This is a genomic window from Paenibacillus sp. MZ03-122A (assembly GCF_024213325.1).
Taxonomy (GTDB): Bacteria; Bacillota; Bacilli; order Paenibacillales; family Paenibacillaceae; genus Paenibacillus; species Paenibacillus polymyxa_B.
This window is the reverse complement of record NZ_JANAVI010000009.1, coordinates 207,411-224,018: the sequence shown is the minus strand read 5'-3', so window position 1 is coordinate 224,018 and position 16,608 is coordinate 207,411. Positions and strand designations below refer to the sequence as shown.

At 44.7% G+C, this 16,608-nt stretch carries 15 protein-coding genes, 1 rRNA gene and 2 pseudogenes; 5 read left to right on the top strand and 13 right to left on the bottom strand.

What is annotated here, in order from left to right; all coding sequences use genetic code 11:
- The 3 genes and pseudogenes from NLX74_RS19365 to NLX74_RS19360 form a co-directional block, all read right to left on the bottom strand.
- Positions 1–68, bottom strand: a 16S ribosomal RNA gene (locus NLX74_RS19365); the annotation flags it as partial.
- Positions 69–1,029: 961 nt separating this feature from the next.
- Positions 1,030–1,148: pseudogene (locus tag NLX74_RS26040) on the bottom strand (amidohydrolase family protein); the annotation flags it as partial.
- A gap of 38 nt (positions 1,149–1,186) precedes the next feature.
- Positions 1,187–2,338 carry an epoxide hydrolase family protein gene (locus NLX74_RS19360; protein ID WP_254329687.1) on the bottom strand — a complete coding sequence of 384 codons (1,152 nt, stop codon included), beginning with the start codon at positions 2,336–2,338 and terminating at the stop codon, positions 1,187–1,189.
- Between the two features lie 505 nt (positions 2,339–2,843).
- On the opposite strand from NLX74_RS19360, the gene NLX74_RS19355 reads away from it, so the two are divergent.
- Complete coding sequence (locus tag NLX74_RS19355) at positions 2,844–4,160, top strand: erythromycin esterase family protein (protein ID WP_254329686.1); 1,317 nt, start codon at positions 2,844–2,846, stop codon at positions 4,158–4,160.
- A 235-nt stretch (positions 4,161–4,395) separates the two neighbouring features.
- Here the strand turns inward: NLX74_RS19355 and NLX74_RS19350 are convergent, their stop codons facing one another.
- The 3 genes from NLX74_RS19350 to NLX74_RS19340 all read right to left on the bottom strand — a co-directional run bounded on the left by NLX74_RS19350 (position 4,396) and on the right by NLX74_RS19340 (position 6,735).
- Positions 4,396–4,590: a dihydrofolate reductase family protein gene (locus NLX74_RS19350; protein ID WP_254329685.1), complete on the bottom strand. Its 195-nt coding sequence runs from the start codon at positions 4,588–4,590 to the stop codon at positions 4,396–4,398.
- A gap of 131 nt (positions 4,591–4,721) precedes the next feature.
- Entirely contained in the window at positions 4,722–5,474 is a 753-nt protein-coding gene (locus NLX74_RS19345) for an alpha/beta fold hydrolase (protein ID WP_254329684.1), read from the bottom strand.
- A 574-nt stretch (positions 5,475–6,048) separates the two neighbouring features.
- Complete coding sequence (locus tag NLX74_RS19340; RefSeq protein WP_235307428.1) at positions 6,049–6,735, bottom strand: TetR/AcrR family transcriptional regulator; 687 nt, start codon at positions 6,733–6,735, stop codon at positions 6,049–6,051.
- A gap of 138 nt (positions 6,736–6,873) precedes the next feature.
- Between NLX74_RS19340 and NLX74_RS19335 the strand changes: the two genes are divergently transcribed.
- On the top strand, positions 6,874–8,226 hold the full coding sequence (locus NLX74_RS19335; protein ID WP_254329683.1) for an MATE family efflux transporter: 1,353 nt from the start codon (positions 6,874–6,876) through the stop codon (positions 8,224–8,226).
- Between the two features lie 124 nt (positions 8,227–8,350).
- On the opposite strand, the pseudogene NLX74_RS19330 reads toward NLX74_RS19335, so the two are convergent.
- Positions 8,351–8,743 (bottom strand): annotated as a pseudogene (locus NLX74_RS19330) (SUMF1/EgtB/PvdO family nonheme iron enzyme); the annotation flags it as partial.
- 324 nt (positions 8,744–9,067) lie between these two features.
- Positions 9,068–9,706: a glycoside hydrolase family 11 protein gene (locus NLX74_RS19325; protein WP_039272535.1), complete on the bottom strand. Its 639-nt coding sequence runs from the start codon at positions 9,704–9,706 to the stop codon at positions 9,068–9,070.
- Between the two features lie 444 nt (positions 9,707–10,150).
- Between NLX74_RS19325 and NLX74_RS19320 the strand changes: the two genes are divergently transcribed.
- Entirely contained in the window at positions 10,151–10,369 is a 219-nt protein-coding gene (locus NLX74_RS19320; protein ID WP_254327123.1) for a DUF6809 family protein, read from the top strand.
- Between the two features lie 167 nt (positions 10,370–10,536).
- On the opposite strand, the gene NLX74_RS19315 is transcribed toward NLX74_RS19320, so the two are convergent.
- The 5 genes from NLX74_RS19315 to NLX74_RS19295 all read right to left on the bottom strand — a co-directional run bounded on the left by NLX74_RS19315 (position 10,537) and on the right by NLX74_RS19295 (position 14,260).
- Positions 10,537–11,142, bottom strand: a complete 606-nt coding sequence (locus NLX74_RS19315; RefSeq protein WP_254329682.1) for a TetR/AcrR family transcriptional regulator — start codon at positions 11,140–11,142, stop codon at positions 10,537–10,539.
- Positions 11,143–11,148: 6 nt separating this feature from the next.
- Positions 11,149–11,754, bottom strand: coding sequence for a VC0807 family protein (locus NLX74_RS19310; protein ID WP_254329681.1), 606 nt, complete (start codon positions 11,752–11,754; stop codon positions 11,149–11,151).
- A 270-nt stretch (positions 11,755–12,024) separates the two neighbouring features.
- Positions 12,025–12,777, bottom strand: coding sequence for an amino acid ABC transporter ATP-binding protein (locus tag NLX74_RS19305; protein ID WP_025683111.1), 753 nt, complete (start codon positions 12,775–12,777; stop codon positions 12,025–12,027).
- A 15-nt stretch (positions 12,778–12,792) separates the two neighbouring features.
- Positions 12,793–13,452 (bottom strand): amino acid ABC transporter permease, encoded by a 660-nt coding sequence (locus NLX74_RS19300; protein ID WP_023987212.1) that lies wholly within the window; start codon positions 13,450–13,452, stop codon positions 12,793–12,795.
- A gap of 40 nt (positions 13,453–13,492) precedes the next feature.
- A complete protein-coding gene (locus NLX74_RS19295; protein ID WP_235307425.1) occupies positions 13,493–14,260 on the bottom strand; it encodes an amino acid ABC transporter substrate-binding protein in 768 nt (255 codons plus the stop codon).
- Positions 14,261–14,578: 318 nt separating this feature from the next.
- On the opposite strand from NLX74_RS19295, the gene NLX74_RS19290 reads away from it, so the two are divergent.
- On the top strand, positions 14,579–15,505 hold the full coding sequence (locus tag NLX74_RS19290; protein WP_061831744.1) for an ABC transporter permease: 927 nt from the start codon (positions 14,579–14,581) through the stop codon (positions 15,503–15,505).
- Between the two features lies 1 nt (position 15,506).
- Positions 15,507–16,457 carry an ABC transporter permease gene (locus NLX74_RS19285; protein WP_250259273.1) on the top strand — a complete coding sequence of 317 codons (951 nt, stop codon included), beginning with the start codon at positions 15,507–15,509 and terminating at the stop codon, positions 16,455–16,457.
- Positions 16,458–16,608 lie beyond the last annotated feature (151 nt).

The following is a 16,608-nucleotide window of genomic DNA, read 5'->3' as shown; positions in this document are numbered from 1 at the left end:
CGCTCGACTTGCATGTATTAGGCACGCCGCCAGCGTTCGTCCTGAGCCAGGATCAAACTCTCCATTAAAGACCAACCAAAGTTGGTTTATAGAAAGAGCGATAAGCTCATTTTGAAACTGACGAGATAAAAATATCTCTTGTTTGATTTTGCGAACAAAATCGTTTCACTCACTCGTTGTTCAGTTTTCAAAGATCAATCATTTCCGGCCATATCAACACCGGGAATAATAATATATCATACTTCGACGATTCATACTACTGGTAAATAATACCTCGCAGGTAATCCTTTGAATTTTTGAAGTCCATCTAACTATTACATCACAGCCTATCTTACGGCCGGATACATAATATATCATTTAAGTTTGCTGATTACTACATGTAAATTATACCAATTGATAACCAAGTTATCAAAATCAGTTCTATTACTGTACTGCTTATACTTCCGAATTTGTTTTTCTTCATTAAAAGGTACCGTGAATCTTTGACCATATCTACTCCATCCGATAAATGCATTTCATGAATAGCAGTTAGATATCTTGTGACGACTTTTTGGGCATCATGCTCTTGTTCAACAGTAGCGTCGAAAGTAGCTTGGTATTTGGCCGGCCGACACACAAACATAAGCCATATCTACTATATGATGCATCCCCCTTTCAGTTCCAAAAAAGGGACCATTAATACTGAAACGTTCCAATAATTATTTATACACATTTGGGGACGTGAAATAGACTAATTCATTATCGTTCCTATAAGCATGCTTTTGGGAACGATAATGAATTGTAATTTTTCACATTATTGAGGTATCGCCAGCAAACACGGTTTTACAACGTTAAGGAGCCTTATATTGAATTTCGTGAATCCGCCTTTAATAATGGATACTAACCCACATCATTTAAGGTAGATTTATTGATCCAATCGGCCTCAACTGGTAAGTTGGTCCTACTAGACCTAACATAAAATAGCTGCCACGGCAACCTTTTTGTTTCAACTTAATGTACCCGTTAGCGTATCAGTGCGCATTTTAAAAATTATTTGAAATACCTTTTAATAGCATTCGAATAAAAGATTTTATCCGTAGCTTTTTCATCAAACAAACGCTGAATCAATTGGTTGTTCGCACATACTCAAAAAGTCTTTTCGCTCTTGAATATTATTCTAAGGTATCTGCTCCATCATAAACACTCACTATTCCACTCTATAAGGCTTGTAGAAGGTACGAATTTCTTGGGCTAAAAGCTCTGGCTCTTCCATGGCCGTAAAATGTCCACCACGAGCCATGTTAGTCCAGCGAGTTATATTTAAATTGCGTACTGCCCAGTCTTTTGGTGGTAATACTATATCTGCTGGGAATAATGCAACCCCAGTTGGTACTTTTATATAACCTAATGACGGCAGAGAATGTGAATTTTCGTAATACATCTGCGTTGACGACCCGATTGTGTTAGTAAGCCAATAAACCATGATATGCGTAATGAGTTCATCTTCGCTAAATCTTTGACGGAGGTCACCTCCACAATCACTCCAAGCTCGGAATTTTTCAATAATCCAACCGGCTAAGCCTGCTGGTGAATCAGAAAGTCCGTACGCAAGAGTCTGTGGACGTGTCGATTGTATCGACATGTACCCTCCCTCTAGAGAAAGCCATTCTAATGCTCTTTTCTTGTATTGAAGTTCTTCCTCTGAAAGTTTTACCTGCTCATGGGACGTAAGTAGATCTCTTATGATACCAATATCTGTTAGGTGAATCCCGAATAAAAGTTCAGGATGATTCGATGCCAGATATCTCGTAACACCGGAACCTATATCCCCACCTGCTGCAGCAAACTTATCGTATCCTAATTCTTTTGTCATTAATTTAGCCCACATCTCGGAAACCTGATAATTGTTGACACCAGGATGGTCAGGAGAGCTAGAGAACGCAAAACCAGGTAATGAAGGGACAATGACATCGAAAGAATCCTTAGGATCACCTCCATAGCTAGCTGGATCTGTAAGAAGAGGAATAATTTTCTGATATCTAAGGTAACTATCTGGCCATCCGTGGGTTAGAATAATGGGCATGGGATTGGGACCCTTTCCGTACTCATGAACAAAGTGCACATCAATTCCATTGATGTTGCAGCGAAACTGGGAAAAACGGTTTAACTGAGATTCTTGTTCGCGCCAATCATACTGTTCTCGCCAATACGAAACAAGGGATTTTAAATAAGTTAAATCAACACCTCGATCCCAGCCTGAGTTTTCCAATTGATCCGGCCAGCGGATGTGGTGTAATCTTCTTTTCAAATCATCAAGGACTTCATCTGCAATGTGAATATGAAAACGTTCAACGGACATTATATTTCTCCTCCTTTTTTGCGCACATCTTAATGATATCCCTTGAACTGCTGTGGTACTATGCTAAAAATCGGACATTTTTTTCGCCGTGGAGGACTTTAGTAACCTTCCTTATCCTCAACATTTTACAATTATCTTAATTACTTCAGCCTTTTGTTATGACTTCCAATTTCCCAACACCATAACACTTTCCGAAGCGCTCCGATTTTATTTGAATGGTTTTTAGACTAATGTAAATGGCAGCCGATCTTCTGAATCAGCTGTGCCTCTATTTATTTATCGAGATTACTTCGTCACGATATCTTGCCCGTTAGTACAACATGGCCGATCCATGCCGGTAGCTGTGTCTTAGTTGTTTATTAAGCTATCGTGTCCCGTTAGATCAATTCAAATTTCGCCCCGACCAGACTTACCCGGGCTATCACTAAGGAAGGCCTGTTTTGGGTTAATGAATGGACAAATCGGAAATAATTCACTCATACCGTCTAAAGGAGGGAACAAATTCATGAATTCTAATGATAATCTATCAGAGCAGAATGCATATTTGAAAGAGCTGAATGCCTTATTTATCCCATTGGACGGAATGGAGAATCTAGACCGCATAGTTAAGGCCATCGGTGAGGCAGATATTGTGCTGCTTGGCGAGGCGAGCCATGGGACGTCTGATTTTTACCGAGTTCGGGCCGAGCTTTCGAAGAAGCTAATTGCAAGCAAGGGATTTAACATTATCGGCGTGGAAGGAGACTGGCCCTCTGCTTATCGATTGAACCGGTATGTTAAAGGGATGGAGGGGGCCGATTCTTCGGCAACCGATGCACTGGGTGATTTTACTCGCTGGCCGACCTGGATGTGGGCGAATACGGATATTCGTGATTTCGCGGAATGGCTGAAGGATTACAATGAAGTGAATCAAGGGGGCGGCAGTGGCTGTCCCAAGGTTGGATTTTATGGCATCGATATGTACTCGTTATGGGAATCGATGGAGGCAATCATCGGTTATTTGGAGGAGACCAAGTCTCCCCAGCTGGAACAGGCCCGCAGGACATATACCTGTTTTGATCTATATAGCAGGGACCATCAGGCTTATGGCATTGCGGCAGGATTGCTCTCGGAGAGCTGTGAGAAAGAAGTGGTTGAGCTACTGAAGCAGATTCAGAGCCGGCGCATGACGTATCCGGGAAGTGAGGAAGAACTGAATGCGGAGGTGAACATGCTCGTCACTTCCAGTTCGGAGGCCTATTATCGTACGATGGTCCAGGGAGGCCCGCAGTCCTGGAATATACGGGACAGACATATGGTTGAATCACTGAAGCGAATCATGTCCTATTACGGCGCCTCGGCAAAGGCCATTGTCTGGGAGCATAATACGCATATCGGTGATGCGCGGGCAACGGATATGATGGCTGATGGCATGGTCAATGTGGGTCAGCTGCTGCGGGAGGATCCGGAACATCGTGTGTTTGCCGTTGGCTTCGGGACCTATCAGGGCGAGGTACTGGCCGGAAGAGCTTGGGGAGCTCCGGTTGAGAAAATGACCGTGCCACCCGGACAGCCAGGAAGCTGGGAGTATTGCATGCACCGGGCGGGAGGCGGCCGGAATGGCGTGGTAATGCTCTCCGATGCATCTTCCATGCTGCATACGGTCATTGGCCACCGTGCCATCGGTGTTGTATATGAGCCTGCTCATGAGCGATTCGGCAATTACGTGCCTTCCAGCATGGCGAATCGTTATGATGCGTTTGTTCATCTCGACCGGACCATCTCCCTTCAGCCACTGCCTATCCTTCAGCCGGTTGCAACGGATGCTTTATTTTCAGAATAACAGCTCGCAAGAACCGTCTGTGGGATGCAGGGTAGCTGGGTATAGTTTACCGTCAGGCTCCGGATTATAATTATAAGACTGGCTCCAATATAAAACGGCGGCAGGCTCGGACTTTGTTTTTATTAGTCTGAGCCTTGGTGAAAAACGTTATCTTCTTTTGATGGGCGGTACGTCAGTTCAACTACTCCCGAATATAAGGTCTTGGTATACATACTTAAGAGACATCGTGTTGATGTTATCTGTAAACAAACGCTTTCCACTTACCCGTATAAACGGAAAGATCATGCCGAAAAACTCGTTCGACGAGATCATGCTTCATCAGCGTCCTAACTAACTCGCCGCTTCCAAGCACCAAGATGTTACTTCCGGGTTGCTCTTTAAGGTTCAAAACTTCCTCCTTGAGATCCCCTTGAATGAGGGTTGCGTCCAATTCATCTGGTGCTGCGTTTTCCTTCTTTAAAATGATTCGAGCAAAGAATCCAGTTTCAGAAGTGGAAATTTCTTATCACCCCATTATAATACTTTGATTCAAGAGAGACCCAATCTATTCATGTATGGTTCTCACCTGTGACAAAACTGTCGGATGCTAGTTGCTAGTTCTTCCGCATGAGTAAGGACAAGCATATGATCAGCTCCTTTGATTTCGGCAAACCTAATCTCAGGTACACGCTTGAAGTGCTCGGCGATATTATACATATCCGGCCATTCTATGGTTCCTTGTATAAATAACGTACTCGCTGTAATGTTCTCTAAACGTTCAATCGAAGGCGGCTCTGACCAAAGGACATCAAAGCTCCTCCACTCGGTAAATACCCTTGTCATGTAGTGAGTATGCATTTCACTCAGAAATCTCCGGTGGGGGCTAGCCATCGTAGCCCGATAGATCGGTCCGGCTAAAGACAACTCTACAAGTTTTGAAATATTGGGAGCGGCCGCATTCACCGATGCTATATAATTGGTAAATTCTTGCGAATATGCAAATCCCGTTAATGAAGGGGCAATCACCACTAGCCGCTCAACCATAGAAGGATATGATAACGCAAAATCAGTCGCGACTTGCCCACCGATGGAATGACCAACAAGTGTGACAAGATCCAGTCCGAGATATTCGAGAAGTTTGCGCAAATCCTCCACAAGTGAAGTCGGCTCTTGCATAGCAGGCGAGCGGCCGGTTCCTCGACCATCGAAGGTAATGACCTTGAATGATTTTGCCAATTCAGGCACCATATATCTCCATACCCTTGAGTCGACACCTCCCGAGTGAATCATGACTATAGGGACTCCATTCCCTTCGATTTCGTAAAAAAGTTCCACCTTATTCCCCTCCCCAGTGAGGTAATATTTTCTTGATTAGCATTTTAATCATGACTGAACATACAGTCTATATTAAAAAAAGATATCCACATCGAAAAAAAACAATATCTCATTGAATGCCGCGTGATTTGCGGCTTGGAGAGCTACTTTACGTAAATCAGAAGTTCTTACAAGACTTAAAACACCGAAATCCTTGAGCGGGTAAAACTTACATTGATATGAAGTCACTTTGAATAACTGCCCTTTAGTTGAATAGCGGCGGATATCAAAAGCGAATTCTTCGCTATTACGTGCTAAAAAAATCGGTGATAAAGTTCTCTTTTCTGTAATGTACTCCAATACTAGTTAATCTATCATTATTTTATATGACAATAACATCAACTTTATAAATGCTTCTTTTGATTTTATGCTTAGTAATTGAGTTGAAGATACATATTTCCTGTCTTGATGATTAATACAAGTAAATCACGTTTACAAAGGACAAAAGACAGACAGAAGATTATAAATTCACTAACAATTTAGGGTAAACGTAACCTAATTGAAACCGCCCATCCAATAACCGGATGGGCGGTTTTTACATACTACTTTCCTGCTCCTTTATCACCTGCTCAACCCCCAACAGAATCAGCTTCAATCCGAACTCAAACGCTCCGTCGGTCCCCATCAGCTCGAACAGCCCGTTCGTGAACATCCTCCGGAATAGTCCCACTTCTGTCTCGCTCATGGAATTCAGAAGGTGAATCATCTCCTCACCCGGAAGCGCTCCCTGGTCCTTGAGGATAGCGGAGACATTACGCTCATGCTGATAATCGTCTAGGACGAAGTAGGAGACATAGTTCACAAGCGTAGTAACCACTTGTATTTTCTGCTCTTGCTCAAGCGGCGTCGACTCCACGCAGAGTAGCATACGGTTGGTGAACCGGATGATGTCCGGTTCGTGGGGCAGCGTCATCATCATGAGTTGCGTGGAGCAGGGGTACCGGTAGAGCACACTCCGCATCGTTACCGCAAGCCCCGTCAGCTGCTCCTTCCAGTCCCCCTCGGAATGAAACTCCTCCAGAATCATTTTCGATACCTGGTTGGCCAAGCGCTGATAGAGATTCTGCTTGCTCTTGAAGTACCAGTACAAAGAGGGAGCCTGAATCCCTAGCCGGTCGGCCAATCGTCTCATACTGAATTTCTCGATACCCTCCTCTCCAAGAAGCTCCCACGAGGCTTCCAAAATCTTATCCTCCGAAATTTGAGGCTGCTTTTTTTTCATCGGTATCCGCCCTTTTATCTAACAGTGTAAGTTTATGCTTTACAGGTTCATAGGTTCATGATATCATCTAACACTGTAAGGCACAACCTAACACTGTTAGACTGAAGGACAAAATAAATAAAGAAAGTAGTGACTCGCATGGATGCAGAAAACCTCCATTACTTTGAAAAAGCACCGGTCGCAAAAGCCGTAGCTCACTTCGCTGTACCGATGATGCTAGGTACGTCAATGAATGTCATCTATTCCATCTTAAATGCCTATTTCCTTGGTACACTGGGCAATACTGCCATGTTAACCGCACTCGCACTAACCTTGCCGTTATTCGCGATCATTATGGCACTAGGCAACTTGATAGGCATGGGTAGTGGCACATTCATCTCCCGTTTGCTGGGAGAAAAAAAATATGACGATGTGAAGCATGTGTCTTCATTCGCCTTTTACAGCAGTTTAGTTCTCGGTCTTATCGTGATGGCGGTCGGTCTCCCGTTGATCGATCCAATCGTTCATGGCCTCGGGGCAACAACTAGCTCCTTCGGATTCACGAAGGACTATGTCACGATTATGCTTATTGGTTCACCATTCGTCGTATTATTCTTCACGCTGGAGAATATTGTGCGCTCCGAGGGTGCAGCAATCACGTCGATGATCGGTATGATTCTCAGTGTTGTCGTGAATATTATTCTCGATGCGCTAGTCATCTTCGTCTTCCATTGGAGCGTGATCGGCGTTGCGTCTGCTACGGTCATCTCTAATTTGGTTGCGAGTGCATTCTACGCCTTCCATATGGGATATAAGAGCCAATTCTTAACTGTCTCCGTAAAATGGTTTAAGGCTACCACGGATATTCTGAGCAATGTATTCAAAATCGGAGTTCCCGTCTTTGTTATGAGTATCTTCTTGGGTGCAATGTCGCTCATCTTTAACCATTTTCTTGTCGATTATGGGGATCAGGCCGTAGCGGCTTACGGAATTTCATCGCGCCTATTGCAATTTCCTGAGTTTATTCTGATGGGCTTATGCGAGGGAGTTGTGCCGTTGATTGCCTTCTCTTTTACAGCGAATAAATTACGCATGAAGCATACCATTGGATTTACAATCAAAGCTATTGTGACGTTAGCAATCGTGTTCGGTGTTATCGTCTATCTGATTTCCGACCACTTAATTGGTTTATTTACGAGTGACCCGCAATTAATTGAAATGGGTAGCTACATTCTACATGTGACGTTCTTATCCTTGTTCATTACAGGAATGACCTCGCTGTTTACCGGTATCTTTCAAGCAACAGCGCAAGGAACCGCCGCGTTTATTATGTCAGTTATTCAAGGAGTTACTCTGATTCCTGTGTTGTATATTGCTAATCGAATGAACGGATTCCACGGGGTGGTCTGGTCGCTTGTCATTTCGGATGCCGTTGCGTTCCTTGTTGGTGCCACCATGCTGTATGTTCTGCGGACCAAATTGCAGCCGGATTTGGATAATTTAGTACAGTAGAAAACATATAACATGCAAGAAGGCAGGATAAGGACACTCCCCGACCCTGTCTTCTCGGTGGGGTAGAACTGTATTAACCTAAACTGCCCGTTAGTTTAACCTTCATTTGTAGTGCCTTATTCGACTATTCTCTGCGAGCTATACGAAACCCTTGATCGGGACCAAAGCCATTCGCATCGAACTTGCCTCGGAATGATATCTCGTTGTTGCTGACGTTGCCGGACATATCGTATATTCCTAACTCGTTGGGTTTCTGGGTACCTATTGATTTTGTTTTATTATTGTTGCTCTCGATGATAGGCCAGTTCCAGTCTCCAGATAAGTACTTGTCTCCGGCATTTTTCCAATACCATGCGACCTCGTCGTCATTATTGCTTCCGCTGTATGTGTAGCCCTTGCTCGCCTGACCTCCGCCTGCTGCATATTCCCACTTTACTTCTGTAGGCAATCGGTAACTGTTAGCTCCCTCGTTGATCGTTGCTGTCCATTTTATATTATCGTTATCATTCTTATTGTCGCTATTAAAATAAATATTAATAGCTTTCTCATGGATAGATATCCTTTAAGCTGATAGGAAAAATAGTAGGCCGTGATGGCCTGCAACTCGCCTCCAGCAGCGTCGAAGGCCGTTCGCCTGGCAGGAAACGGCCTTCAACGCATCCGCACTGACGGATAGACTGGAGGGGAACGGTCATCGGCCTGTCTACAATACTTAGGGCTCGGTGAGTCCTCCATGATCGATTCATTTAAACCCTATCTATACAGACAGCTCTCAAAACCCGCTTATCCCGTGAGACAGTCCCAACCGCGCCTGTTCGTTGAACAGCTTGCAGTTGAGTGGTTACCACACCGTTACGTTAGAGCTCCCGCTACTCTGAAGCCCCTCTGTCGCCAACATCTGGTAAGACCAGTTACTTCCCAGATTCATTCCTTTGCTCGCCCATGCTTTCACGTGGTTGCTGAAAGTGATTGTGGAGTTGCCCCCGGTCGGTCTCTTCGACTGTCGAACACTCCAGTACTGAATAAACGTCGTTTTTTCGCCTTCAATGGAAGGTGCGTCGTATCGCATTGTTGTGTAGATGTCATATGTGCCCCCATCACTGGTCACCGTACCTTTATACGTTCCGGTAGGTCGATAAGTACCCCAGCTATCAACGACGTAATATTCGATGAGTGAGTTTCTCGTCCATCCGTAGAGAGCCAAATATCCATTACCGGACGGCGCCCAGACACCGGCATTGTAGTTGATCGTTCTGTTTGGCGATCCAGTAGTCCAGCCTTTGCCGACGACAAAATTCCCGGTATCCTTCCATGTTACGCTGTAATTACCGCCTGATCCATTAACAGCATTGACTGTCCCACCGCCATCGGTCCAATTTTGCCAATAGTCTGTCGCTGCACTTGAGGTTGTTGCAAACAACCCAAAACTCATGGAAGCTGCAAGAACTACCGTCATCATTTTCTTACTAAAATTAAACATACTCTACCTCCTAAAATTTTGTGTTTGTCCCATACACTTGCTTGTTGGTTGATTCTCTTTGCAGTATATCACCTATACGTTCCATATTCCGTAATTTTTTTTTACTTTAATCCCCTTTCTGAGTGAAATTATAGAATAATAGCGTTTGCATATAAACCTAGCAAATTAAAGCTTTAACTCTATTATGTTTAGCTTTCTTTGAATTTTATAGAATAATTCCAATATTACAGCGATGGGAAGCACCACCCGACAGCCTAGTGGCGCCTCATGTACATTTTTAACTCAGCTTATATACTAAAAAAAATTTATGCAAATAACGCATAAATATCAATATGCATCTATCACATGCAGTAAAATGTGCTTGGGTGATTAGCAGTGCATAATGGGAAATCTCGATTCACGTGAGGACAAACACTTAACTTTTCATAGGAGGTTTGATAAAAAATGATTTTAGAGGATATGTATTATGGGAAATGGCGTCCTAGTGAACAAATAAATTCAACCGACCCTGAATCGCAAAAAGTGAATCAAAAAATTAGTGATCTCATGGAGATGTTGAAAAGCAAATTACCAGCAGCATTCATTCACGGGTACCGGGCGGGGGCATTAACGATGATTGAAGTATTTAGCGAGGACAAAGAAATTGTTGATCCTAATAGATAGATAATGGAGGAGTTATGGTGGTGAGCCCGCTACGCATGCAGATTGTTCTTCCGATCGCTGTTATCCCTAGATTTCTCCTCAGTAGAATATAAACTTAAAGGTAAAATCCAGGGATAGCTGAACGAATGAATTATTTTAAGAGAATTTCAGACGAATGGAGGGGCTGCCTATCCTCTTCCTGCGCCCAGCGCATTCATCAAGAACTCATAAATTTCCAGTTCGTTGATTTTATCGCCATCGGTCACTATATTATGCTGAACTTGCAGTCCGTTCTTGAACACGGTGAACATCCGAGCTGTCCTGTCCGCATCGATTGAAACAGGGATAGCTCCATTCTGCTGTCCGACTTCGATCCACGTTTTGGCAGTGAGGATAGATGCTTCGTGATAACGTTTCAGAATGCCAGCCACGGCGGGCTTATCCTGTTGGCTGAGTAGATAAATAAAAATCAGGCTGGCAGCGCTGTCCCCACTACCGATGTTACGAAGCCGTTCATTTAAGGTGTTAAGCGGGGACTTGATTCCTTCTGGTCCTGCGGGAGTCCGGGCGACAGATTCAAAAAAGCGCTGATTGGTTTTCTCCATTCCCGCCTCCAGAATCATACCGAACAATTCATCTTTGCTTTTGACATAATGGTAAATGGCTCCTTTAGTCAGTCCGCTGCGATCCGCAATATCCTGTAGTGTCGTCGCCCGACAGCCTTTCTCCATAATCATCTTTTCGGCAATCTCAAGCAGCTTTTTTAGACTGTCGTTCATCGCTTTGTCTTGCATAATCTTTTACCTCCCATTTGTCTGTCTTTTTATTCGTTTAATGAAACCTATATTCCACCAGATCGTCAAACCAATAAGCCCGTAGGTGAAGAACGGCGATACGACCAGAAAGGTCGGTATGGACAGCGAATATACCAGCACTACTTTGATGAAGGCTTCCAGCAGCAGGCTGAGTCCCCACACCGCCGTTATTAGGCGGAAGTTAAAGCGATAGCGCGGAAGTTTCTCCCATTTATCGTTCATCTGAGGATTATGGCCTGTGAATCTTTCGGCAAAATAATAAATTAATGGTCGACCAAAGAGCAGCGAGCCTAGAAACACCAACCCCATAATACCGGTTACATAAGACTCCCGTAGCAAAATGAAGCGTTCGTCACCGCCCAAGAGAACGGCCACGACGCCCAGAATCAGACCAAGAAAGATAAAACTAGAGAACACATCTGCTTTGCGCGTCCTTATAAGATTGTAGAGCGAGTCGCATAGTGGTACAAGAGCAGCGATAGACAGAGCCACCACACTGCTCGTATGCGGAATTAGCAGGCGATAAGCCAAATAAGGTAATACGATATTAATGATTAGCGTAAATAGGATTTCGTTGCGAGATTTATTCATGATCGACTCATCCTCTCATCATTCAAAACCTACCTTCGGTAGGTATCTTTCATTCTACATACCTTCGGTAGGTATGTAAAGATTAAAAATAATAATCTGTATACGAACCTCAATCTACATATTGCCCAAATGTGGCTACACAGTTCGCATACGCTATAACTACAAAAAGGAGATGGCGTTTGCCATCTCCCTTGCTTTTATTCTTCCCTCATACTTCCTGCTTAAAAACATTTTGCTCACAGACACACACTCTAACAAGCAACTATTTTTTTAAGCCTCCACCCGATTCAAAAATACCTTCGTCCGCTCCAGCTGAGGATTGCCAAAAATCTGCTCTGGTGTACCAGATTCTGCAATTTCGCCATTATCCATAAAAATGACACGATCCGCCACATCTCTCGCAAAGTTCATCTCGTGGGTCACAATGACCATCGTCATATGTTCCTCAGCCAGCTTTTTGATAACTCGCAGCACCTCACCCGTCAGCTCGGGATCAAGGGCCGAGGTCGGCTCATCAAACAGTAAAATATCAGGGTTCATCATCATTGCCCGGGCAATCGCCACGCGCTGCTTCTGTCCTCCCGACAGTCGGGATGGATACGCATCTGCTTTATCTGCCAAACCGACTTTAGCCAGCAACTCAGCGCTTTGGCGGCGTAGCTCAGCCTTGCTCACCTTCTTCACCAGCTTCGGAGCCAGCTCCAGATTATCCTGCACCGTCAAGTGAGGGAACAGATTAAAATGCTGGAACACCATGCCCATACCGGTGGTAATGCCCTTAATGTCACCTGCCGGAGCGTACTGACCGTTTTCCACCAGTGCTTTATCATGAATGCGGATCGTCCCGCCTGTCACATCTTCCAGGTGTACCAAACTACGGAGCATGGTACTTTTTCCTGAACCTGAAGGACCGATGACGGCTACAACCTCGCCGGCTTTAACGTTAAAGCTCACTCTTTTCAGAACGTCGAGCTTGCCGAACGATTTTTTCAAATCGGTTACTTCTATTGCGTTAGTATTCATATCCCGACATTCCTTTTACTCGAATTTAAAACGTTTTTCCAGCGCTCTGAAGAATAGCGTCAGTACCAAAGCTAACAACAAATAAATAACCGCCGCTACAACATAAGGTACAATCGAGAAATCACGGTTTACAGCCGTATTGGCAAAATGCAGCAGTTCCGGTACCGCTACTGCATACAGTAGTGCCGTATCTTTTACCAGTGTTGTCGCTTCATTGGTCACCGCAGGCAAAGCAATCCGTACCATTTGCGGCACAATGACTCTAATCAGCGTCTGCGACTTGCTCAAGCCCAGCACTTGTGAAGCCTCGTATTGCCCTTTGTCAATCGACAACATCCCGCCTCTGAAAATTTCTGCAAAATAAGCCGCATAATTCAGTACAAATGCCAGCACCGCTGCCGTTGTCCGGTCCAATACCAGATACTCCCCAATGACAGGCAACATCGGCAGACCAAAACAAAAGAACAATAATTGCAGCAAAAGCGGCGTGCCGCGTATAACATAAATGTACGTATGCATCAGCCAGGCGATTGGCTTAATCCGGCTTTTGGCCAGCAACGTAACGATAAAACCCAATGGAATAGACAAGATGAGCGTGATGAAAAATAAAATAACCGTCATCTGTGCCCCTTCAAGCATAGGCTTCATAATTCGCAAAATATATTCCATACTCATAACCTTCGACTCCTAAACCCTTAGTTCAATACACTACATATTAATTTAATACTTTATCTTCACCAAACCACTTTTTCGAAATTTCAGCAGCTTTTCCGTTCTTGTGCAGCTCATCCAAAGCGGATTGCAGCTGCGTCAACAACTCTTCATTTCCTTTTTTCACGCCGATGCCGTATTCCTCAGGGGCCAATGATTCATCAAGCAGCTTATACGTCCCTTGTTCCTTCGACATATAATACTTGGCAACGACTTCATCAATGACAACCGCATCCAGACGTCCGGTTTTCAGGTCTGTCAAAGCGAGAACATTATCCGGATACTCAGACACAGGCTTCAATTTACTTTTGATCGGATTTGCATCCAATGCATCGGCTGCTGAAGACAGCGTCTGGAGTCCCACCGTTTTGCCCGCCAGATCAGATAGCTTGGAAAGACTGGAAGTAGCCGGAATGACAATCACCTGACTGTTTTTCAGATATGGCTTCGTGAACAGCACTTTTTCCTTACGCTCATCCGTAATGGTGTATCCATTCCAAATGAGATCAATACGTCCGCTGTTCAGCTCGGATTCTTTGGCAGACCAGTCAATCGGCTGAAATTCCACCTGTTTACCCATTTGTTCCCCGGCCGCTTTCGCATAATCAATATCAAAGCCGGTCAGCTCGTTATTTTCATCTCTAAAGCCCATCGGGGCGAATTTATCATCAATTCCAATAATCAATTTACTGTCATCCTTACCGCCGGAACATCCGGCTAACACGATCATCATCAATCCAATCAACATCGTAAACATGGCTGCTTTTCTCATCTTATTCCCCTCCAACAATGGTGACCCCCGTATCCAAGAACAGGCGGCAGACGCTTTAGTTCGTTAACACGTTATCAGAGTATCATCATAACATACCGCAGGATACTCGTCGAGAGGAATAAGCGGAATCTTAGCCTTATATAAATGGAAAACCTGTGACGAAAATTTGACCTGCGTTCTATAATGTAAAACCTTACCTTGACATGTCACCTAAACCGTCTTATCATTTCCTAGTATTCTTATATACTTTTATTTATTTTAAAATTTCAACAGCCATAGTATGTAAATCAGCTTGATAGACAGGAGAAATAAAGCCCCATGTACATTTTAAAACGTCTCTTTACGATGTTCATTACATTGTGGATTATCGTCACTTTAACGTTTATCATCATGCACATCATTCCGGGTGATCCGTTCTCGAACGATTCCAAAACCATTCCGGAAGCGGTATTGCAAAATATGCGTGCCAGGTACAATCTGGACAAGCCGCTCGCTGTGCAGTATGTGTTGTATCTCAAAAATCTGCTAGTGCTGGACATGGGCCCGTCTATTCAATCGAAAACGACGGACGTCAATATGCTCATTGCCCGAGGTTTTCCACCTTCTGCATTGCTGGGTATTCAATCCATCGTGGTCGCAATTATTGCCGGTATTTCGCTCGGAACGCTAGCTGCTCTACACCATAATCGACCACTGGATTATATCTCGATGTTTATCGCGATTGTTGGTATTTCCGTACCCAGCTTCATATTGGCACCGCTGTTAATCAAATATGTCGCCGTCCAATGGCATCTGCTTCCGGTCGCCTCATGGGGAACCTGGCAGCATACGGTGCTCCCGTCGCTGGCTCTCGCTGTTTCACCGCTTGCCGTTATCGCCCGCTTTATGCGGACGAGTATGCTGGAAGTCATGCATGAGGAGTACATACGCACCGCCAAAGCGAAAGGGTTGTCCTCTTGGGCAGTAGTCCTTCGCCACGGATTACGCAATGCGTTGATTCCGGTGCTTTCCTTTATCGGACCGCTATTCGCTTCCGTCATTACAGGTACCTTTGTCGTTGAAAAAATATTCGCCATTCCCGGCATCGGTAAATACTTCGTAGATAGTATCTTTAACCGGGATTATCCAGTGATTATGGGTACGACTATTTTCTACAGTGCCATTCTGGTCGTCACTTTATTTTTAATTGATATTTCCTATCGCCTTGTCGATCCGCGAATTAAATTAGTCAGCAAAGGAGATTAACATGAAAGCAGCACCTACTGTCGAAAAGGACAGCCTGTTCAGTCTTGTAGATCGTAGCCAAATCCCCACCCCCACGTTGACCAGACCCAAAGAATCACCCTGGCGGGATCGGCTACGCAGACTTTTTAACAACAAGCTTGCTCTGTTGGGGCTTTCCCTACTGATCATGATTATTGTGCTGGCGATTGTTGGACCCTCCATGGTTCCCTATGCACCCAGTGATCAATCCCTTTTGAAAACGAATCTCTCTCCTTCGAAAGAGCATTGGTTTGGCACGGATGATCTGGGGAGGGACGTATGGGCACGGACATGGGCCGGAGCTAGAATTTCACTCATGATCGGCTTTGCCGCTGCCGCCATTGATTTGGTACTTGGTATTCTCGTCGGCTGCATTGCTGGCTATTGTGCCGGGCACGGCAAAACGGGCGACAGGATCGACAGCATTCTCATGCGTATTATTGAAATTTTGTATAGCATTCCTTATCTGCTGGTCATCATTCTGCTGCTGGTCATTATGAAGCCGGGACTGCTCACAATGATTATTGCATTATCCATTACTGGCTGGGTCGGTATGGCCCGTGTAGTGCGTGGGCAAATCTTACAGCTGAAGCAGCAAGAATATGTGTTAGCAGCCCGTAGCTTGGGGACATCTCATTCGCGTATTATCTTCAGACATTTGCTACCAAACGCAGCGGCAATCATTATCGTAAATTTGACGTTCACTATTCCGTCGGCTATTTTTGCCGAATCATTCCTGAGCTTTCTCGGTCTGGGGATTCAGTCTCCTTCGGCCAGCTGGGGGACGATGGCTAACGATTCACTTGGCGTTATTTTAAGCGGTCAATGGTGGCGCCTATTTTTCCCCGGGCTGATGATATCGCTCACCATGCTGGCGTTCAATACACTTGGAGACGGGCTTCAGGATGCACTTGACCCGCGCTCACAACATTAACAATGTAGAGATCGAAATTGGACAAGGAGGGGTGTCACCATGATCCGCAGCTTCTTGCCTAACCGCAGGAAAAACGGCAATTCCTTTATCGAAGTGCGCACACGCGGCATACCTGCGGGAAAGGAGGATGAATAACCCCCGGTACGGTGTA